This window comes from Pseudomonas rubra, from assembly GCF_028656935.1.
In the GTDB taxonomy this organism is placed as follows: domain Bacteria; phylum Pseudomonadota; class Gammaproteobacteria; order Pseudomonadales; family Pseudomonadaceae; genus Aquipseudomonas; species Aquipseudomonas rubra.
In genome coordinates this window covers 171,006-190,255 of record NZ_JAMDGZ010000002.1, presented here as the reverse complement: position 1 = coordinate 190,255, position 19,250 = coordinate 171,006, and the positions used below count along the sequence as shown (strand labels likewise).

The 19,250-nt window shown below is 62.3% G+C and carries 19 protein-coding genes; 6 read left to right on the top strand and 13 right to left on the bottom strand.

What is annotated here, in order from left to right; genetic code table 11:
• Together gshA and M5G17_RS01635 are read right to left on the bottom strand one after the other, a co-directional pair.
• On the bottom strand, positions 1-1,587 hold the full coding sequence (gene gshA / locus M5G17_RS01640; RefSeq protein ID WP_273891276.1) for a glutamate--cysteine ligase: 1,587 nt from the start codon (positions 1,585-1,587) through the stop codon (positions 1-3).
• 238 nt (positions 1,588-1,825) lie between these two features.
• Entirely contained in the window at positions 1,826-4,144 is a 2,319-nt protein-coding gene (locus M5G17_RS01635) for a Tex family protein (protein WP_273891275.1), read from the bottom strand.
• A gap of 241 nt (positions 4,145-4,385) precedes the next feature.
• Here M5G17_RS01635 and ompR point away from each other — a divergent pair, with 241 nt between their 5' ends.
• Together ompR and M5G17_RS01625 are read left to right on the top strand one after the other, a co-directional pair.
• Positions 4,386-5,129, top strand: a complete 744-nt coding sequence (gene ompR, locus M5G17_RS01630; protein WP_273891274.1) for an osmolarity response regulator transcription factor OmpR — start codon at positions 4,386-4,388, stop codon at positions 5,127-5,129.
• A gap of 127 nt (positions 5,130-5,256) precedes the next feature.
• Complete coding sequence (locus tag M5G17_RS01625; RefSeq protein WP_273891273.1) at positions 5,257-6,570, top strand: ATP-binding protein; 1,314 nt, start codon at positions 5,257-5,259, stop codon at positions 6,568-6,570.
• A gap of 3 nt (positions 6,571-6,573) precedes the next feature.
• Here the strand turns inward: M5G17_RS01625 and rimK are convergent, their stop codons facing one another.
• Both rimK and rimB read right to left on the bottom strand, forming a co-directional pair.
• Positions 6,574-7,479, bottom strand: a complete 906-nt coding sequence (gene rimK, locus M5G17_RS01620) for a 30S ribosomal protein S6--L-glutamate ligase (RefSeq protein WP_010221234.1) — start codon at positions 7,477-7,479, stop codon at positions 6,574-6,576.
• Positions 7,476-7,958, bottom strand: a complete 483-nt coding sequence (gene rimB / locus M5G17_RS01615) for a retropepsin-like aspartic endopeptidase RimB (RefSeq protein WP_130261896.1) — start codon at positions 7,956-7,958, stop codon at positions 7,476-7,478. The genes rimK and rimB overlap by 4 nt, the downstream gene beginning before the upstream one ends.
• 143 nt (positions 7,959-8,101) lie before the next feature.
• Between rimB and M5G17_RS01610 the strand changes: the two genes are divergently transcribed.
• From M5G17_RS01610 to M5G17_RS01600, 3 genes are all read left to right on the top strand, one after another.
• Complete coding sequence (locus M5G17_RS01610; RefSeq protein WP_273891272.1) at positions 8,102-8,503, top strand: RNA-binding S4 domain-containing protein; 402 nt, start codon at positions 8,102-8,104, stop codon at positions 8,501-8,503.
• A gap of 63 nt (positions 8,504-8,566) precedes the next feature.
• A complete protein-coding gene (gene hslO, locus M5G17_RS01605; RefSeq protein ID WP_273891271.1) occupies positions 8,567-9,469 on the top strand; it encodes an Hsp33 family molecular chaperone HslO in 903 nt (300 codons plus the stop codon).
• Between the two features lie 179 nt (positions 9,470-9,648).
• Positions 9,649-11,190, top strand: coding sequence for a phosphoenolpyruvate carboxykinase (locus M5G17_RS01600; protein WP_273891270.1), 1,542 nt, complete (start codon positions 9,649-9,651; stop codon positions 11,188-11,190).
• Positions 11,191-11,257: 67 nt separating this feature from the next.
• On the opposite strand, the gene M5G17_RS27410 is transcribed toward M5G17_RS01600, so the two are convergent.
• The 3 genes from M5G17_RS27410 to M5G17_RS01590 are packed head-to-tail and all read right to left on the bottom strand — an operon-like array spanning position 11,258 to position 11,986.
• A complete protein-coding gene (locus M5G17_RS27410; protein ID WP_337993337.1) occupies positions 11,258-11,350 on the bottom strand; it encodes a type II toxin-antitoxin system RelE/ParE family toxin in 93 nt (30 codons plus the stop codon).
• 4 nt (positions 11,351-11,354) lie between these two features.
• Complete coding sequence (locus M5G17_RS27405) at positions 11,355-11,510, bottom strand: hypothetical protein (protein WP_337993338.1); 156 nt, start codon at positions 11,508-11,510, stop codon at positions 11,355-11,357.
• A 17-nt stretch (positions 11,511-11,527) separates the two neighbouring features.
• Positions 11,528-11,986 (bottom strand): antitoxin PaaA2 family protein, encoded by a 459-nt coding sequence (locus M5G17_RS01590; RefSeq protein ID WP_273891269.1) that lies wholly within the window; start codon positions 11,984-11,986, stop codon positions 11,528-11,530.
• A 103-nt stretch (positions 11,987-12,089) separates the two neighbouring features.
• On the opposite strand from M5G17_RS01590, the gene M5G17_RS01585 reads away from it, so the two are divergent.
• Positions 12,090-12,518, top strand: a complete 429-nt coding sequence (locus M5G17_RS01585) for an acyl-CoA thioesterase (protein WP_273891268.1) — start codon at positions 12,090-12,092, stop codon at positions 12,516-12,518.
• Positions 12,519-12,524: 6 nt separating this feature from the next.
• On the opposite strand, the gene M5G17_RS01580 is transcribed toward M5G17_RS01585, so the two are convergent.
• From M5G17_RS01580 to M5G17_RS01555, 6 genes are all read right to left on the bottom strand, one after another.
• Positions 12,525-13,181 (bottom strand): response regulator, encoded by a 657-nt coding sequence (locus M5G17_RS01580; protein ID WP_273891267.1) that lies wholly within the window; start codon positions 13,179-13,181, stop codon positions 12,525-12,527.
• Positions 13,182-13,302: 121 nt separating this feature from the next.
• Positions 13,303-14,115 (bottom strand): CheR family methyltransferase, encoded by an 813-nt coding sequence (locus M5G17_RS01575; protein WP_273891266.1) that lies wholly within the window; start codon positions 14,113-14,115, stop codon positions 13,303-13,305.
• Positions 14,116-14,402: 287 nt separating this feature from the next.
• Positions 14,403-14,882 (bottom strand): glycine zipper domain-containing protein, encoded by a 480-nt coding sequence (locus M5G17_RS01570; RefSeq protein WP_176794206.1) that lies wholly within the window; start codon positions 14,880-14,882, stop codon positions 14,403-14,405.
• Between the two features lie 211 nt (positions 14,883-15,093).
• Positions 15,094-17,430 carry an FdhF/YdeP family oxidoreductase gene (locus tag M5G17_RS01565; RefSeq protein WP_273891265.1) on the bottom strand — a complete coding sequence of 779 codons (2,337 nt, stop codon included), beginning with the start codon at positions 17,428-17,430 and terminating at the stop codon, positions 15,094-15,096.
• Entirely contained in the window at positions 17,427-18,266 is an 840-nt protein-coding gene (fdhD, locus tag M5G17_RS01560; protein ID WP_273891264.1) for a formate dehydrogenase accessory sulfurtransferase FdhD, read from the bottom strand. Before fdhD ends, M5G17_RS01565 begins: the two co-directional genes overlap by 4 nt.
• 95 nt (positions 18,267-18,361) lie before the next feature.
• Entirely contained in the window at positions 18,362-19,249 is an 888-nt protein-coding gene (locus tag M5G17_RS01555; RefSeq protein ID WP_273891263.1) for a LysR family transcriptional regulator, read from the bottom strand.
• Position 19,250: the final 1 nt, after the last annotated feature.

The following is a 19,250-nucleotide window of genomic DNA, read 5'->3' as shown; positions in this document are numbered from 1 at the left end:
TCAGTTGCTGATCGCTAGGATGCTTGCCTGGTAGCCACTGACGAACAGGTCGAAATCAACCTTTTCTTCTTCACGCTCAAGCTTGGCCTGGGCTGCCAGGGACTCGCGCGCTGCGGTTTCAAACCCTTGCTGCTGCTCTGCCGGCAGGGCCTGGGCACGGAAGAACTCGGCATGGACCTGGCTTTGGCGCAAGGCGAAGCGGCTGAAGCTCTCCTTGTGCTCGATCATGCTCGCCAGCACCTGCGCCGATGGCGTCAGGGATGGGTCGCTGACCTTGGCGTGCTGCGCCTGCAGGGCCTTGGCGTGCTCGTCGCTGCCGTGGCTGCGGTCGAGCAGTTTGGCCAGTGGCGCAATGCGTTCGAGCAGCTCATCGGCCCACAGCTTGAGCTCGACCGGCTGACCGTCACGCTGCAGTTGCAGACCCGGACGGCGGCCTTCCTTGACCACGCTGAGGAAGTTGCCGGTGCAGTTGCCGCACTCCTGGTTGCCCAGCAACGGGCTGTCTTCCAGGGCGCAGAACAGCAGGAAGGCGTCGAGAAAACGCGCTTCTGGCAGGTCGATGCCGGTGGGCAGGAACGGGTTGATGTCCAGGCAACGCACTTCGACGTACTGGATGCCACGGGCCATCAGCGCCTGGATCGGCCGCTCGCCGCTGTAGGTGACGCGCTTGGGGCGGATGTTGGAGTAGTACTCGTTTTCGATCTGCAGGATGTTGGTGTTGAGCTGAACCCACTCACCATCCTTGTGCGTACCGATCTCGACATAGGACGGATAAGGCGTGGCCACTGCCTTGCGCAGGCTGTCGGTGTAGCTGGCAAGGTTGTTGTAGCAAGGCGTGAGGCCTGCCTGGGCATTGCTTTGGTAGCCCAGGTCGCTCATGCGCAAACTGGTGGCGTAGGGCAGGTACAGGGTGTCGGCGTCGAACTGCTCGAGCTGGTGCGGGCGGCCACGCAAGAAGCCGGCATCCAGGGCCGGCGAGGCGCCGAACAGGTACATCAACAGCCAGCTGTAGCGGCGGAAGTTGCGGATCAGGGCAATGTAGGCCGTCGATTGATACTCACGATCATCCAGCGTGGTGCTTTCTGTATCGCGTAACAGCGGCCAGAGTTTTTCTGGCAGCGAAAAATTGTAGTGAATCCCGGCAATGCACTGCATGGTGCGGCCGTAGCGCAGGGCCAGGCCCTTGCGGTAGACGTACTTGAGCTGACCGATGTTGGAGGTGCCATACCAGGCGATCGGGATGTCTTCCTCGGCCGGCAGCGGGCAGGGCATCGACGGGCTCCAGAGGAATTCGTTGCCAAGCTTGGTGTAGGCGAAGCGGTGGATGCTCTCCAGGCTTTCGAGGGTCTGCGCAGGGTCAGCCAGGGCTGGGGTGATGAACTCCAGCAGCGACTCCGAATAGTCCGTGGTGATCTGCTCGTGGGTCAACGCCGCGCCCAGGGCTTCGGGGTGCGGTGTCTGGGCCAGGCGGCCGTCCTCGGTCACGCGCAGGCACTCACGCTCGATGCCGTGCAGGCACTGCTTGAGCAGGGAGAGGTTGTCGCCTTGGCCGAGCAGGCTCAGGCGGCGGTTGAGAAGTTCGCTCAAGATGGATTCCTTCACGCGTCAGTCGCCCCAATATGGGGGTAGAGATGACGGTCTACAAGGGTGGACAGAGGAACTGGCGTTTTCGCCTGGTTTTGGCCGGCTTTGGGCAGCGCCTGCGCTCTGCCGAAAGTACCGCAATTTGGCCGTTTGCGGCTAGAGGACGACGAATGTCCCTTGTGCTTTTGCCACGAGGTTGCAGTGCTGTTTCCAGCGCTACAACCCCTGCGTGCAGGCGACTTTACTTTTTCTTCAGCTGCTTGGCGTTGGCGAACAGCGAGGCCATGGCGTTATTGGCCGGGGCCGGGGTTTCCTTGGCCCGGGCTGGCGCGCTTGACTGGCGTGGCGCCGAGCCCGGGCGGCTGCCACGGGCGCCGTCGACCTTCTCGCCCGGGGTATCGCCCATGCGCATCGACAGGCCGACGCGTTTACGCGGGATGTCGATTTCCATGACCTTGACCTTGACCACGTCACCGGCTTTGACCGCCTCACGCGGGTCCTTGATGAACTTCTCCGACAGCGCCGAGATGTGCACCAGGCCATCCTGGTGCACGCCGATGTCGACGAAGGCACCGAAGTTGGTGACGTTGGTCACCACGCCCTCGAGGATCATTCCCAGTTGCAGGTCCTTGAGGTCTTCGACGCCTTCCTGGAACTCGGCGGTCTTGAACTCCGGACGCGGGTCGCGGCCGGGTTTGTCCAGCTCCTGGAGGATGTCGGTGACGGTCGGCAGGCCGAAGGTTTCGTCGGTGAACTTCTTCGGGTCCAGACGCTTGAGGAAACCGCTGTCACCGATCAGCGAGCGGATGTCGCGGTCAGTCTCGGCGGCAATGCGTTGTACCAGCGGGTAGGCTTCCGGGTGCACGGCCGAGGCGTCCAGCGGGTTGTCGCCGTTCATCACGCGCAGGAAGCCTGCGGCTTGCTCGAAGGTCTTTTCGCCCAGGCGACTGACTTTCTTCAGCGCGGCGCGGGTCTTGAAGGCGCCATTGGCGTCGCGATGGCTGACGATGTTCTGCGCCAGGGTGCTATTGAGGCCGGAGATGCGTGCCAGCAGCGCGACCGAGGCGGTATTGACGTCGACGCCGACGGCGTTCACGCAGTCCTCGACCACCGCATCCAGGCCGCGGGCCAGTTTGAGTTGCGAAACGTCATGCTGGTACTGGCCGACACCAATGGATTTCGGCTCGATTTTCACCAGTTCCGCCAACGGGTCCTGCAGGCGGCGGGCGATGGATACCGCACCACGGATCGACACGTCGAGGTCCGGGAACTCCTTGGCTGCCAGCTCCGAGGCCGAGTACACCGAAGCGCCGGCTTCGGAGACCATGACTTTGGTCATCTTCAGCGCTGGATACTTCTTGATCAGCTCGGCCGCGAGCTTGTCGGTTTCGCGGCTGGCGGTACCGTTACCGATGGCAATCAGCTCGACCGAGTGCTTGGCGCACAGCGCGGCGAGCACGGCGATGGTCTGGTCCCACTGGTTTTTCGGTACGTGTGGGTAGACGGTGGCGGTGTCCAGCAGCTTGCCGGTGGAGTCGACCACGGCGACCTTGCAACCGGTGCGCAAGCCCGGGTCCAGGCCCAGAGTAGCGCGCGGGCCGGCCGGGGCGGCCAACAGCAGGTCGTGCAAATTGTGGGCGAAAACGTTGATCGCTTCGCCTTCGGCGTTGTCGCGCAGCTCGCCGAATAGGTCGGTCTCCAGGTGGCTGTAGAGCTTGACCTTCCAGGTCCAGCGCACCACTTCGGCCAGCCATTTGTCGGCAGGGCGGTTCTGATTTTGCAGGCCGAAACGCTCGGTAATCATCATTTCGCACGGGTGCAGGGTACCCGGCAGTTCTTCACCGACTTTCAGCGAAGCGGACAGCACGCTTTCGTTGCGGCCACGGAAAATCGCCAGGGCGCGGTGCGATGGCACACTCTTGAGCAGCTCGTCGTGCTCGAAGTAATCGCGAAACTTCGCCCCTTCCTCTTCCTTGCCGGCCACCAGGCGGGCGCTGAGCACCGCTTCCTGCTTGAGGAAGCTGCGCAGTTTGTCGAGCAGACTGGCGTCTTCGGCAAAGCGCTCCATGAGGATGTACTTGGCGCCTTCGAGGGCGGCTTTGACATCGGCCACGCCTTTTTCCGTGTCGACGAACCGCGCCGCTTCGGCTTCCGGGCTCAGTTGCGGATCGTTCAGCAGGCCGTCAGCTAGCTCGCCGAGGCCGGCTTCCAGGGCGATCTGGCCCTTGGTGCGGCGTTTTTGCTTGTAGGGCAGGTAGAGGTCTTCGAGGCGGGTCTTGGTGTCGGCCAGCTTGATTTCACGGGCAAGTTCCGGGGTCAGCTTGCCTTGCTCTTCAATGCTGGCAAGGATGCTGACACGCCGGTCGTCCAGCTCGCGCAGGTAGCGCAGACGCTCTTCCAGGTGGCGCAGCTGGGTATCATCCAGGCTGCCGGTGACTTCTTTGCGGTAGCGGGCGATAAAAGGCACGGTAGAACCTTCATCAAGTAGAGCCACGGCCGCTTCGACCTGTTGTGGGCGGACACCGAGTTCCTCGGCGATGCGGCTGTTGATGCTGTCCATAAAACCACCTGACAAATTGTGAATACAAAGGCCGCGGGCGGGCGCTGTAGAGCGCTTGTGGTCGATGCGGCGCTGGCTGAAAGCGGCGCATTATACCCAGCGCGTCCGGCTTGCGGTGATAGCTGCGGGCCAGTCGTCGGCCTGGCAATACTGGCACCCTGGGAAAAATCTGCTAACAATGCACACGGCACGGCCACTGGTGGCTAAGCCATAATGCGTGCCGAGATTAGAGGAGCTATCCATGAGCAGCACTACTGCACAAAACGCCGAAGGCGAAAAAATTCTTATCGTCGACGACGACCCGGGCCTGAGCAGCCTGCTGGAACGATTCTTCACCAGCAAGGGTTATCGTGCCCGTGCAGTACCCAACACCGAACAGATGGATCGCCTGCTGGCCCGTGAAGTCTTCAACCTGGTGGTGCTCGACCTGATGCTGCCGGGCGAAGATGGCCTGACCGCCTGCCGCCGCCTGCGCGCCGCCAACAACCAGATCCCGATCATCATGCTCACCGCCAAGGGCGACGAGCTGAGCCGCATCAAGGGCCTGGAGCTGGGCGCCGACGATTACCTGGCCAAGCCTTTCAACCCCGACGAACTGATGGCCCGGGTCAAGGCCGTGCTGCGTCGCCAGGCGCCGGCAGTGCCGGGTGCTCCGGGTAGCGAGGACGAAACCGTCACTTTCGGCGACTACGAGCTGTCGCTGGCCACCCGCGAACTCAAGCGTGGCGAGGAAGTGCACATGCTCACCACCGGTGAGTTCGCCGTGCTCAAGGCGCTGGTCATGCACGCCCGTGAGCCGTTGACCCGCGACAAGCTGATGAACCTGGCCCGTGGCCGCGAGTGGGACGCCTTGGAGCGCTCCATCGACGTACAGATCTCGCGCCTGCGCCGGATGATCGAGCCCGACCCGTCCAAGCCGCGTTACATCCAGACTGTCTGGGGCGTTGGTTATGTGTTCGTGCCGGATGGCAATGCCGGCAAGTGATGTTTCGTTTGCAGCAGTAGCTCACCGTCAGCAGGGCAGGCCTTCGGGTTGCCCTGTTTTTGCCTGTGCAGCGCTTTGCAAAGCCTGCGAGCCCCGCTCGTTCCCGCATAGTGTGTAGCCGTAGTCGATGAAAACGCCCCTGTGGTTCCCGCAAAGTTTCTTCGCCCGCACCCTTTGGTTGGTGCTGATCGTCGTGCTGTTCTCCAAGGCCCTGACCCTGGTGTACCTGCTGATGAACGAGGACGTGCTGGTTGACCGGCAGTACAGCCACGGCGTGGCATTGACCCTGCGCGCCTACTGGGCTGCCGATGAGTCCGACCGCGACAAGATCGCCGAGGCGGCAGGCTTGATCCGCGTGGTCGGCTCCGGCGTTCCCGAGGGTGAGCAGCATTGGCCCTACAGCGAGATCTACCAGCGCCAGATGCAGGCCGAGCTTGGCGCCGACACCGAGGTGCGCCTGCGCGTGCATGCGCCGCCGGCCTTGTGGGTGCGGGCACCGAGCCTGGGCGACGGCTGGCTGAAGGTGCCGTTGTATCCGCATCCGCTGCGTGGGCAGAAGATCTGGAGCGTGCTGGGCTGGTTCCTGGCCATCGGCCTGTTGTCCACCGCCTCGGCGTGGATCTTCGTGCGTCAGCTCAACCAACCGCTCAAGCGCCTGGTGTTCGCCGCCCGGCAACTGGGTCAGGGGCGCAGCGTGCGACTACCGGTCAGCGATACGCCAAGCGAGATGACCGAGGTGTACCGCGCTTTCAACCAGATGGCCGAGGACGTCGAGCAAGCCGGCCGCGAGCGTGAACTGATGCTCGCCGGGGTATCCCATGACCTGCGCACACCGCTGACACGCTTGCGCCTGTCATTGTCGCTGCTGCCCAACGAAAGCGACCTGACCGACGACATGGTCCGCGACATCGAAGACATGGACGCGATCCTCGACCAGTTCCTGGCCTTCATTCGCGACGGTCGCGACGAGCCGGTCGAAGAGATCGACTTCAGCGAGCTGGTGCGTGAAGTGGTGGCGCCGTTCAACCAGCCCGAGGAGCAGGTGCGCTTGTGCCTGGAGCCGATCCCGCCCTTCCCGCTGCGCCGGGTCTCGCTCAAGCGGTTGCTCAACAACCTGATCGGCAACGCCCTGTATCACGCCGGCAAGGGCGTTGAGGTCGCTGCCTATGTGTCTGGAGAGAATGGTGCACCCTATGTGGTGCTCAGCGTGCTGGACCGTGGTGCCGGGATCGACCCGGGTGAACTGGAAGGCATCTTCAACCCGTTCATTCGCGGCGACCGTGCCCGTAGCGGCAAGGGCACCGGGCTGGGCCTGGCGATCGTCAAGCGGATCGCCGCCCAGCACGGTGGCAATGTGCAGTTGCGCAACCGTTCAGGTGGCGGCCTGGAAGCGCGGGTGCGGCTGCCGTTAGGCCTGATGCTGCCGCGTGACGCTGTCTAGCGGCTAGCCTTTGCCCTTGGTGCGGGTCAGGTTCGGCCCGCCGTTCTTCTCCAGGTGTTCGATGATCATCCCGGCGACGTTCTTGCCGGTGGTGACCTCGATACCTTCCAGGCCCGGCGAGGAGTTCACCTCCATGACCAGCGGGCCGTGATTGGAACGCAGGATATCCACCCCGGCCACGCTCAGGCCCATGACCTTGGCCGCACGGATGGCGGTCATGCGCTCTTCCGGGGTGATCTTGATCAGGCTGGCGCTGCCGCCACGGTGCAGGTTGGAGCGAAACTCGCCGGGCTTGGCCTGACGCTTCATTGAGGCGATGACCTTGTCGCCGACCACAAAGCAGCGGATGTCGGCGCCGCCGGCTTCCTTGATGTATTCCTGAACCATGATGTTCTGCTTCAGGCCCATGAATGCCTCGATCACCGACTCGGCGGCCTTGGTGGTCTCGCACAAGACCACGCCGATGCCCTGGGTGCCTTCGAGTACCTTGATCACCAGCGGGGCGCCATTGACCATCTGGATCAGGTCGGGGATGTCGTCCGGCGAGTGGGCAAAGCCTGTGACCGGCAAACCGATGCCCCGGCGCGACAGCAACTGCAGCGAACGCAGCTTGTCCCGCGAACGGGCAATGGCCACTGATTCGTTGAGCGGGAAGACCCCCATCATTTCGAACTGGCGCAGCACGGCGCAGCCATAGAAGGTCACCGACGCGCCAATCCGCGGGATCACGGCGTCGAAGTTTTCCAGCGGCTTGCCACGGTAGTGGATCTGCGGCTTGTGGCTGGCAATGTTCATATAGGCGCGCAGGGTGTCGATCACAACCACCTCATGGCCTCGTTCGGTACCGGCTTCGACCAGGCGACGAGTGGAATACAGACGCGGGTTTCGCGACAGCACGGCGATCTTCATGCAACACCTGTGGAGGGAGTGATAGTGGCCGGGAACGCCGGCTTGTCCTGAACGTACTTGAGCCCCGGGTTGACCACCAACTGGCCATGGATCAGGGCTTTGGAACCGAGCAACAGGCGGTAACGCATGGCTTTGCGACAGGCCAGGGTGAACTCCACCTCCCACACCCGGTCACCCAACGCCAGCGGCGTGCGGATCACGTAGCGGGTCTGGGCCTGGCCGTTGGAGCTCTTGATGGTTTTCATGGTCACCAGCGGCGCCTCGCAGCGCCGGTGACGCAGTTGTACCACCGAACCCAGATGGGCGTTGAAACGCACCCACGGCTGGCCATTGCGCTCGAAGGGTTCGACTTCGGTGGCGTGCAGGCTCGAGGTGCTGGCACCGGTGTCGATCTTGGCCCGCAGGCCGGCCAGGCCAAGGTCCGGCAGGGCCACCCACTCGCGCAGGCCGATCACGGTCAAATGGTCAAATGTCTTCAAAATGCTCAACCAGCGTAGTAAGTCGTCAGGCACCGAAGCGGGCGTGAACGACAGGTCGGTGAACTGTAAGCACGCCGCGTGTTTTTTGCATCCGCCAGATACGGTAGTACAGTTCTCTTTACCAAAATAAGTGGGGAAATGTCATGGCACAAAAGCCGGAAGAGGACGACAAGGTTCGCTTGGACAAGTGGCTATGGGCGGCGCGCTTCTATAAGACCCGGGCGCTGGCCAAGGCAGCCATTGAAAGCGGCAAGGTGCATTGCCGGGGGGAGCGTTGCAAGCCGGGCAAGGAACCGCGGGTGGGCGATGAGTTCGTCTTGCGCACTGGCTTTGATGAGCGCACGGTGGTGGTCAGGGCGCTGTCGGTGGTGCGCCGTGGTGCGCCCGAGGCCCAAGCCTTGTACGAAGAAACTGCTGAAAGTATTGCGCGCCGTGAGAAGGCAGCGGCCCTGCGCAAGGCAGGCGAATTGGGCGTGATGACCGATGGTCGGCCAACCAAGAAGCAGCGGCGCCAACTCCACCAGTTTCACGGCAGTGCCGGTTAACGGGCACGGGACGCACTGATAAACTAGGCGCCATTAACCCATTTACGCGAAAGCCTGAACCCCATGTCCGATTTGCCAGATACCGACTACACCCAACGCTTTCTCTTCGACGACCGCGATGTACGCGGTGAAATGGTCGGGCTGGAGCGCAGCTACGCTGAAGTGCTGGCCAAGCATCCTTACCCGCAGCCTGTCGCACAGCTGCTCGGCGAGCTGATGGCGGCAGCCGCGCTGCTGGTGGGTACGCTGAAGTTCGATGGCCTGCTGATCCTCCAGGCCAAGTCCACAGGGCCGGTGTCGCTGCTGACCGTCGAGTGCACCAGCGAGCGCGAGATCCGTGGCCTGGCACGCTATGATGAAGCCATGGTCAGCGACGACGCTACGCTTAGCGGGCTGATGCCCGAAGGCAGCCTGGTGTTTTCTGTGTTCCCGACCGAGGGCAAGCGTTACCAGGGCATCGTCGACCTCGACGGTGACAACCTGTCCGACTGCTTCACCACCTATTTCAATATGTCGCAGCAGATCAACACGCACATCTCACTGAAGGCTGATGGCCTGCGTGCCCGTGGCCTGCTGGTGCAGCAGTTGCCCGCCGACCGCCAGAAGGACAGCGAGGAGCGTGAAGAAAGCTGGAACCATGTCACCGCCCTGGCCAAGACCCTGAAAACGGAAGAACTGCTCGGCCTGGACAACGAAACGGTGCTGCATCGCCTGTATCACGAAGATGCCGTGCGCTTGTTCGACATCCATCCGATGCACTTTCGCTGCAGTTGCTCGCGTGAGCGTTCCGGCAATGCGTTGGTCAGTCTTGGCGAAGATGACGCGCTGGTGCTGGTCGATGAGCATGGTGGGGCGATCGAGGTCGATTGCCAGTTTTGCAACCAGCGTTACCTGTTCGATGCCAACGATGTCAGGCAATTGTTCGCCGGTGGCGGAGTAGACACACCGTCAGATACTCGGCACTAAAACGTTTCACCACAGGTAAATCTCCTGTCTAACGCCGTAAACCGGGTGTTCTGACAGGAGGGCCCTACTTTTTTTGGGCGTTTCTGGCATAATCCGGCCACTTTTTTCGCTGTAGTAGTTCGAAAAGATCTACTACAAAACGTTTGGAGCACTCGGCCGCAGGCCGGATGGGGAATCTCATGACGCAAGCCAACAACACCGTGTACACCGACCTGAGCGTCGATGAGCTGGTAAAAGAAGCGCTGAAACGCGGTGAGGGCGAGCTGGCCGACACCGGCGCGCTGGTCGTGAAAACGGGTCACCGTACCGGTCGTTCGCCGGTTGACCGTTTCATCGTCGAAGAGCCGTCCACTCAGGACGCCATCGCCTGGGGCCCGATCAACCGCAAGTTCCCGGCCGACAAGTTCGATGCCCTGTGGGACCGCGTCGAGGCGTTCAACAACGCCCAGGAGCACTTCGTTTCCTACGTTCACGTAGGTGCTGCCCAAGAGCACTACCTGCCGGTCAAGATGACCACCCAGACTGCCTGGCAGAACCTGTTCGGCCGTTGCCTGTTCATCAACCCGGCGCAGTACAACCCTGCTGACCGCGGTGAGTGGCAAGTGCTCAACGTCGCCAACTTCGAATGCGTGCCTGAGCGTGACGGCACCAACTCCGATGGTTGCGTGATCCTCAACTTCGCCCAGAAGAAAGTGCTGATCGCCGGTATGCGTTACGCCGGTGAAATGAAGAAAGCCATGTTCTCGGTGCAGAACTTCCTGCTGCCTGCTGCCGACGTGCTGCCAATGCACTGCGCCGCCAACATCGGCGAAGAAGGCGACGTGACCCTGTTCTTCGGTCTGTCGGGCACTGGCAAGACCACCCTGTCGGCTGACGAAAGCCGCTACCTGATCGGCGACGACGAGCACGGTTGGGGTGAAGGCGTTGTCTTCAACATCGAAGGCGGCTGCTACGCCAAGTGCATCGACCTGTCGGAGAAGAACGAGCCGGTCATCTGGAAAGCCATCAAGCACGGTGCGGTACTGGAAAACGTCATCATCGACGATGCCAAGCACGCCGACTACGCCGATGTCAGCCTGACCCAGAACAGCCGCGCGGCCTACCCGCTGGAGCACGTTGCCAAGCGTTCGGAACAGAACCTCGGTGGCGAGCCTAACGCGGTCATCTTCCTGACCTGCGACCTGACTGGCGTACTGCCGCCAGTGTCGATCCTGAACAACGAACAGGCGGCCTACCACTTCCTGTCCGGTTACACCGCCTTGGTCGGTTCGACCGAAATGGGTTCGGGCAGCGGCATTAAGTCGACCTTCTCCACCTGCTTTGGCGCACCGTTCTTCCCGCGCCCGGCTGGCGAGTATGCTGAGCTGCTGATCAAGCGCATCAAGGGCTTCAACTCCAAGGTCTACCTGGTCAACACCGGTTGGACCGGTGGCGGCTACGGCGTTGGCAAGCGCTTCAACATTCCGACCACCCGCGCGGTGATCGCAGCGATCCAGAGCGGCGCCCTGATCGGCACCGAGACCGAACACCTGGACATCATCAACCTCGACGTGCCACTGGCCGTACCGGGCGTTGAAACCAACTTGCTCAACCCACGCAACACCTGGGCTGACAAGGCTGCGTACGATGAAGCTGCAAAAGCCCTGGCTGGCCTGTTCATCGAGAACTTCAAGAAGTTTGAAGTTTCCGACGCCATCAAGGCCGCTGGCCCACAGCTGTAAGCTAAAGCCCGCGCAAACAAAAGGCCGCCCTCTGGGGCGGCCTTTTGCTTTCTGACGGTTTGTTAAATCAGGGCCATTGTTGTCTGGCGTGCAGCACCCGGATTACCTCGACGCAGTCTTCTACCACGCGATAGACCATCACGTAGTTGGGACGAACCACGATTTCATGCGTACCGGGATATCTCCCTGCTTTGTAGATAGTTGGGGGAGTGTCGCGCTTGTTGGGCTTTGGTTTCGAAAGCCTCGTCCAGCACAATTGCCGCATTCGGATTGTCGGCTGCGATATGGTCCATGATCTGTTCGCGGTCGCTCAGGGCCATGGCTCGCCACACCAGTCTCATTGAGACTTCAGTGTGGTGCGGCGTGCTGCGAACAAGCGGCGAGCCTCATCATCCTCGATTGACGGAGCAGGGTCCTGGAGACTGGCTTCGACTTGTGCATTGAACCAGGCATCGTACGCCGCCGCTTCATGGGCAGTTTTGAGTGCCTGGGCACGATCAGGTCTTTGATAGGTTTGCAGTGTTTCAGGGTTGTAGCCGGAAGTGTCGACCTTGAAGTAATCAATACCCAGTGCCTGAAGATAGCTCACCAGGGTCTCGAGTTTTTTAAACAGCCGAACATTGCCGCTGCGTTGCGCGGTGAGGATGTGCTCCTGGTCACGGGCAGAAACCTGAATTGCCCATCCCCCCGCTTGCCCCACGATATGCGTGGCGTTGATGCAGCCTGTCTCGACCATCTTGCTGAGCTTGGCGTGGTCCACGTTATGAGTTGGCATTGGTGAATGTCTCTGCTTCATGAGGTCGATCCATGCTATGCAAACTATAGTTGATTGCAACTATAGGGCTTCTGTAGCGTTTGTGGGAAGCTTCGCATTCTTCCTCGCTTTTCACAGGCCTACCATGTCCGAACTCCCTCAACGCCAAGACTATCCCTACCTGCATCCGATCCTCACGCGCTGGCAGGACAGCGACCCCAATGGCCATATCGCTGGTGCTACGGTCTATGCCTACTTCGACACCGCTATCCAGGCGTACCTGCTGCAGCAGGCCGGGCTGGACCTGCAGGAGGGTGAGGTCGCCGGTTTTGTGGTCAGTTCGGCAGCGGACTTCTTTGCCTTGTCAGCGTTCCCCGACACTCTTGAGGTAGGCCTGCGAGTAGCACGCTTGGCAGGCAGCTCGGTGGAGTACCAGTTGGCGCTGTTGCGGGTCGAGGACGGGCAGCCGTGCGCGGCCGGCAAGGTGGTGCAGGTGTTCGTCGAGCGCGAGTCAGGGCGGCCGGCGCAGTTGCCGGCTACGTTGCAGGCGGCGCTGGAACGCTTGCAAGGCTGAGGCCGTTCAGTCGTTGAGGCGAATGATTCCTTCGCGCACGGCAAACAGCACCAGGCCCGGCACGTCGTGAATCTGCAGGCGGTGCATGATTTGCGAGCGATGCGCTTCGATGGTCTTCACGCTCAGGCCCAGGCCGTCGGCAATCGAGCGGGTTGACTCTCCGCGGGCGATCAGCCGCAGGATTTCCAGCTGGCGCGCGGTGAGCTGCATCGTGGTGCTGCCGCCAGGGCGCTTGCGGCTGTGCTTTACCGCTTGGCCAATGACCATCGGCAGTACCGCTGACGACAGGTACTGACCGCCATTGTGCAGGGCCTGCAGGGCTTGCTCCAGCTCCATTACCGTGGCGCTCTTGAGCAGAAACCCATGGGCACCCAGTTGCAGGCAACGCATGACGAAGTCCAGCTCCGAGCGTGGTGAGAGGATCAACACGTGGCTGGATGGTGCGCGCAGAAACAGTTCGCGCAGGATCTGCTCGCTGTCGAGGGTGTCGGCGGTCATGTCCAGCAAGATGATGTCGGGCTTGAGCTTCTCGGCCAGGGCGACAGCGGTCATGCCATCGCCTGCGTCACCGACTACGGCGTATTGTTTTTTTTGTTCGAGCAGTGCTCGCAAGCCCGCTCGAAAGAGCGGCGAGTCATCGGCAAGTAGTATTCGGCAAAGCATGGGTTCGAGCCTGTTTCGCAAAAGAAGAGGGGCGGCAGGTTTGCTCGGTCCGGGTGAGCGCTGCCGCGCGGTGGCGCGATCAGTATCGGCGGCCTGCCGCAGGTCCCGGCAGAGCAGGCCATCATAGGCGTTCGAACACCGAGGGCAGGATCGGCCGCAAGGGCAGGTCGAGCCCGTGGATGCTCTCGCTATGCCCGATCAGCAGCAGGCCGCCTGGGCGTAGGCAGGCCAGCAAGCGATGAACCACGCGCTGCTTCTCATCCTGACTGAAATAGGCGAGCAGATTGCGCAGAAAAATCACATCGAACAGGCCCATGTCGCCGGCCAGTGGCTGGATCAGGTTGATCGGGCGAAACGTCAACCGCTCGCGCAAGGCGCCCGCCATGCGCATGCGCCCGGCCATCTCGCCGATACCGCACAGGCAGTAGCGTTGCAGCCAGCCTTCAGGAAAGTAACGGGCCTGGGCGACGTCGTAGATGCCCTCGGCGGCCTGGCGCAACAGAGTAGGGCTGACATCACTGGCCAGAACGCTCCAGTCGTTGTGTGCGGCGCTTTCGCTGGCCACCATGGCCAGGCTGTAGGCTTCTTCGCCGGAGGCGCAGGCAGCGCTCCAGAGCCTTGGCGGCCGTGGCAGGCTGCGCAGCCACTGGGCGAGGAACTCGAAATGACGGTGTTCGCGGAAGAAGTAGCTGTCGCGGGCAATCAGCAGATCCAGCACCCGCTGCTGTTCGTGCTGCTGATCAGGTTGTTCGAGCAACTGCAGGTAGTGTTCGAAGCAGGTCAGTTGCAGTTGTCGCAGGCGCTTGCCCAGGCGCGCGGCCACGGCGGCGCGTCGGTCGGCGGCAAGAAATACGCCAGTGTGCTGGCTGACCAGGGTGCGAAAACGCAGGAACTGGGCTTCGCTCAGCAACGGTGGGCGGCTGCCGGCAGGCATTTCACGTCCCTCGTGCTATGGGCAATCGGGGCGTGTTTGCGTGGTAGATGCGCATTCCCTGCGTCCATTGGCTGTTTGGGAATGGCCGATAATAGCTACTGGCTATATTCGCCAGAATCGGGGTTGCCCCTAGGTCGTGTATGGGTAGCAAGGACGGGGCAGGGCAGTGCCTGCGCGGACTGGCCGGAAGATCGGCCTGCAGGGCTTGATCGATAACGTGCGGGATGTTGCGCCGATCCCTGCCCGTGAGGGCAGGGACTAGGAGTTTGGCTTAAGCCCGAAAAGCCTCAGCGGTGACGCCAGTGCTTTTTGTGCTTGCGGTGACCGTAGTGGTGACCACGGTCGTAATAGCGACGGTCATCGTAGCCACGGCGATAGCGGCGGTCATCGCGCTCGTCTTCGTCGGCCTTGTTGCCCATGTAGTTACCCAGCGCACCGCCGGCACCACCGCCTGCTGCCGCACCGATGTAGCTGCCGGTGGTCCCGCCCATGCTGCGGCCGACTACGTTACCGCCCGCTGCGCCCAGGGCGCCACCGATTGCGGCTTCACCGCGCTGGCGCTTGTCGGCACCGACCGCACTACCGGCCGCGCCGCCCAGGCCGGCACCGATTGCACCGCCAGTGCTGCCACCGATCGACTGACCGACCACCGAGCCGAGTACCCCACCCAATGCGCCGCCAATACCGGCTTCGGTGGTGCCACCTGCCGAGGCAACGCCGCTGAGCAGGCCGAGAGACAACAACAGAATCGAGGAGTACTTCATCAAGAGAGCCTCATAGGGATGACGAGGCGATCCTGAGGCTGGAGAGGGGGGCTGGCAAACGAAATCCGACGAGTAACACGAGTTGTACACAATTTTATAAGTTACTGTTTTTAATGTGAAACTTTATCGTTTTTCGCGTGTCTGAGCTTACTTGGAACGAGGCCCCGACAGTGATGTCAGGGCCTTTTTTTGTGCCTGTTTGCCGCCGATTTTGTCAGAGGATCCGGGCGTTGTCACAGGCCGGTTGCAATTGGATCGCAACGAACTTGGAGGTCGGCGTGTGGCTGCCATCGCCGACGCTTTCCAGTGGCACCAGCGGGTTGACTTCCGGGTAGTAGGCGGCCGCTTGCCCTGCAGGAATATCAAAGGCCAGCAAAGTAAAGCCCTTGACCCGGCGCTCGCGGCCGTCATTCCACAACGAAACGATATCGGCCTTGTCGCCGGGGTGGAAACCCAGGCGGATGATGTCGGCTTCGTTGGCGAACAACACGTTGCGCTGGCCCTTGACCCCGCGGTAGCGGTCATCCAGGCCATAGATGGTGGTGTTGTACTGATCGTGGGAGCGCATCGACTGCATGATCAGGTCCGGCACCTGGCCGCTGGCGCGTACGCGCTCGTGCAACAGGTCGTCCGGCAGGGCGTTGGCCTTGAAGTTGGCCCGGCCGCTGGCGGTTTTCCATTGCCGTTGACCGGCGCTGTTACCCAGGTAGAAGCCGCCAGGATGCTCCAGGCGCTGGTTGAAGTTGGCGAAGCCGGGGATGGTTTGGTCGATCAGGTCGCGGATCCGCCCGTAGTCGGCGATTAGCCAGTTCCAGTCCACCAGCTTGCTGCCGAGGGTGGCATGGGCGATCCCGGCGACTACTGCAGGCTCTGAGCGCATTTGCCGTGACAGCGGCTGCAACTGGCCGTTGGAGGCGTGGACCATGCTGAACGAGTCTTCCACGGTCACAGCCTGCGGCCCTTCGCCTTGCAGGTCGATATCGGTGCGTCCCAGGCAGGGCAGAATCAATGCCTGCTTGCCATGCAGCAGATGGCTGCGGTTGAGCTTGGTGCTGATCTGCACGGTCAGTTCGCAGTTGCGCAGGGCCTGGGCGGTACGTTCGGTGTCCGGGGTGGCTTGGGCGAAGTTGCCGCCCAGGGCGATGAACACCTTGGCCTGGCCGTCAGCCATGGCACGGATCGCCTCGACTGTATTGTGGCCGTTATGGCGCGGGACCTTGAAGCCGAAGCGGCGCTCCAGGGCGTCGAGCAGGGCTACCGGGGGGCGCTCGTTGATGCCCATGGTGCGGTCGCCCTGCACATTGCTGTGGCCACGCACCGGGCACAGGCCGGCGCCAGGTACGCCGAGGTTGCCGCGCAGCAGCATCAGGTTGGCGATTTCCTGGATGGTCGCCACCGAGTGGCGATGCTGGGTGATGCCCATGGCCCAGCACATGATGACCTTCTTGGCCTTGCAGTACATGCGCGCGGCCTGCTCGATCTCGGCCAGGGTCAAGCCTGACTGTTCGGTGATCTGCTCCCAGGAGGTGGCGTCGACTGACGCCAGGTAAGCCAGTACGTCCTGGGTATGCTGGTTGAGGAAGTCATGGTCGAAGACAGCCGGCGCACCGCTGGCCTGGGCCTCGCGTTCCCATTGCAGGAGGAATTTGGCCATGCCGCGCAGTAACGCCATGTCGCCGCCCAGGGCCGGGCGGAAATAGGCGGTGTTGGTCGGCCGGTCGCCGTTGGTGAGCATCTCCAGCGGGTGCTGTGGGTGCTGGAAGCGTTCCAGCCCACGCTCCTTGAGCGGGTTGACGCAGACCACCTGGGCGCCACGCTTGACCGCTTCACGCAGCGGTTCGAGCATGCGCGGGTGGTTGGTGCCGGGGTTCTGGCCCCAGACGAAGATTGCGTCGGCATGCTCGAAGTCGTCGAAGGTCACCGTGCCCTTGCCAACCCCGACGCTCTGCCCAAGTGCCACGCCACTGGCCTCGTGGCACATGTTCGAGCAGTCCGGGAAGTTGTTGGTGCCGTAGGCGCGCACGAACAGCTGATACAGATAGGCCGCTTCGTTGCTGGCCCGGCCGGAGGTATAGAACTCGGCCTGGTCGGGGCTTTGGAGTTGATTAAGGTGAGAGGCGATCAGGGCGAAAGCGTCGTTCCAGTCGATTGGTTTGTAGCGGTCGCTACTGGCGTCATAGACCATCGGCTCGGTCAGCCGGCCCTGGTATTCGAGCCAGTAATCGCTCTGAGCCAGCAGCGAGGTGACGCTGTGGCGAGCAAAGAACGCGGCGTCCACCCGGCGCTTGGTTGCCTCCCAGTTCACCGCCTTGGCGCCGTTCTCGCAGAACTTGACCATGCCGCTTTCCGGCGAGTCGCCCCAGGCGCAACCCGGGCAATCGAAACCGCCATTCTGGTTGGTCTTGAGCAGGGCGCGGATGTTCTTCAGGGCGTTGTCGCTGCCAATCCAGGCCTGGGCGACACTGCGCAATGCACCCCAGCCGCCGGCGGCGCCGCTGTAAGGCTTATAGCGAGGTACAGGCTTCTGATCGGCTTGGTGATGCAGGCTCACGTTCTGTTCTCCCGCACGGGGCTGAACACCCGTGGCGCGCTGTGTTTGGGCAGGTGAATAAGGTTGAGGTTGTGCCGCCGTGCCCACTGCAGGGCAAGGCCGGTGGGCGAGGACAGGCTGACCAGGGTCTGGATCCCGGCGCGCAAGACCTTCTGGATCAACTCCAGGCTGCAGCGGCTGGTGACGATGGCCAGGCCGCCGTCGAGGCTGATGCGCTGGCGCACCAGAGCACCGATCAGTTTATCGAGGGCGTTGTGCCGGCCGATGTCTTCGCGGCCCAGCAGGATGTCACCCTGATGGTTCATGAACAGCGCCGCATGCACCGCGCCGCAGTGCTGGCCCAGGGGCTGGAACGCCTCCATGCGCTGACGCAGGCCAGCCAGCCAGTGCGCTGGCGGCAATGGCGCACCTGGCAGCACGGCAAGGTCGGGCAATGCCTGTTCTACCGCTTCCACCCCACACAAGCCACATCCGCTGGTGCCGGCCAGTTGCCGGCGTTGGGTCTTGAGGTTCCAGAAGGCGCGGTTGGCGATCTCGACGTCGGCATGCACCGCCGAACCGTTGTGGGTGAACTTGACGTCGTAGATCTCGTTGGCCGAAGCAATGATGCCGCTGCCGATACTGAACCCGACGATAAAATCGTCCAGGTCGGTGGGGCTGACCAGCATCACCGCCTGGCTGATGCCGTTATAGGCGATCGCCAGGGCGACTTCTTCGGCCAGTGCGGTGCGCGCCTGGTGATCGTCGTCAAGGTGGCAGTAGTCATAGGTATTGCTGGCCGCGGGCGCAGTCACAAGCGGAGTGGACGCCGCACAGGCCGGGGGTTTAGTGCTCATCAGCAGAGGTACCGGCGGCTGTTCAGCTTTAAGCCTAGGCTTGCGCTCGGGTATCGTCTAATCGCTAATGCTGATGCCTTGATAGACGGCGTCGATCAAGCCTCGCTTTGCAGCGCTTGATATTGTGCCAGGCACACCTCGGCCAGGGTCGAGCGTGGCGCCGTACGGCGCATGATCAGGCCCAGCGGCGCCAGGGTGCAGGCCTGTTCGATCGGTTGCAGGCACAGCCGTTCGGTGAGTACTTCCAGGCCGGCAGCCAACGGCATGATCGCACAACACAGGCCACCCCTGACGGCCTGGGCCAACTGATGGACGGCGTCGGTCTGCAGCAGCAGCTGTGGGCTCAGGCCACGGCTGTGGAAGTTGTGATCGATCGACTGGCGAAAATGCATGCCGGCAGTCAGCAACCCCAACGGCAGTTCGCTCAGCTGTTGCCAGCTTAGAGGCTGGGTGTCGAAGCGGAAATGATCTGGATCATATAAAAGCCCCATGCGCGTCTCCCCCAGTGGCAGTGACTGGAAGCGCTCATGGTCGAGGCGATCGAGGTATGACACGCCCAGGTCCAGCTGATTGCTGGTCAACTGTTCGAGGATCTGTTCGGAGCTCAGGGCGCTGAGTTCGAAGCGCAGTTCCGGGTGCAACTGGTGCATGCGCCGCAACAGCGGCAGCGGATCGAAGCTCGACAGCGGCACCACACCTAGGCGCAAGGTGCCGACCAGATGCCCGCGGCAGGCGGCAGCTTCGGCGTTCAGGCCATCGTAGGCGGCGATCACTGAGCGGGCCCAGGCCAGTACCCGTTCGCCCTGGGCAGTAAAGCCCTCGAAGCGCTGGCCTCGGTTGACCAGGGCCAGGTCCAGCTCCTGTTCAAGGTTGCGCAGGCGCATCGACAGGGTCGGCTGGGTCACGTGGCAGCGGGCGGCGGCCTGGCCGAAGTGGCGGGTTTCATCCAGGGCGATGAGGAATTTGAGTTGTTTGATGTCCATC

Coding starts and splice junctions, on each gene's coding strand:
- M5G17_RS01555 (WP_273891263.1), bottom strand. CDS start 19,249: ATGGACATCAAACAACTCAAATTCCTCATCGCCCTGGATGAAACCCGC.
- M5G17_RS01580 (WP_273891267.1), bottom strand. CDS start 13,181: ATGCTTTGCCGAATACTACTTGCCGATGACTCGCCGCTCTTTCGAGCG.
- M5G17_RS01625 (WP_273891273.1), top strand. CDS start 5,257: ATGAAAACGCCCCTGTGGTTCCCGCAAAGTTTCTTCGCCCGCACCCTT.
- rimK (WP_010221234.1), bottom strand. CDS start 7,479: ATGAAGATCGCCGTGCTGTCGCGAAACCCGCGTCTGTATTCCACTCGT.
- M5G17_RS01575 (WP_273891266.1), bottom strand. CDS start 14,115: ATGCCTGCCGGCAGCCGCCCACCGTTGCTGAGCGAAGCCCAGTTCCTG.
- M5G17_RS01635 (WP_273891275.1), bottom strand. CDS start 4,144: ATGGACAGCATCAACAGCCGCATCGCCGAGGAACTCGGTGTCCGCCCA.
- M5G17_RS01585 (WP_273891268.1), top strand. CDS start 12,090: ATGTCCGAACTCCCTCAACGCCAAGACTATCCCTACCTGCATCCGATC.
- hslO (WP_273891271.1), top strand. CDS start 8,567: ATGTCCGATTTGCCAGATACCGACTACACCCAACGCTTTCTCTTCGAC.
- fdhD (WP_273891264.1), bottom strand. CDS start 18,266: ATGAGCACTAAACCCCCGGCCTGTGCGGCGTCCACTCCGCTTGTGACT.
- M5G17_RS01600 (WP_273891270.1), top strand. CDS start 9,649: ATGACGCAAGCCAACAACACCGTGTACACCGACCTGAGCGTCGATGAG.
- M5G17_RS27405 (WP_337993338.1), bottom strand. CDS start 11,510: ATGGCCCTGAGCGACCGCGAACAGATCATGGACCATATCGCAGCCGAC.
- ompR (WP_273891274.1), top strand. CDS start 4,386: ATGAGCAGCACTACTGCACAAAACGCCGAAGGCGAAAAAATTCTTATC.
- M5G17_RS01590 (WP_273891269.1), bottom strand. CDS start 11,986: ATGAAGCAGAGACATTCACCAATGCCAACTCATAACGTGGACCACGCC.
- M5G17_RS01610 (WP_273891272.1), top strand. CDS start 8,102: ATGGCACAAAAGCCGGAAGAGGACGACAAGGTTCGCTTGGACAAGTGG.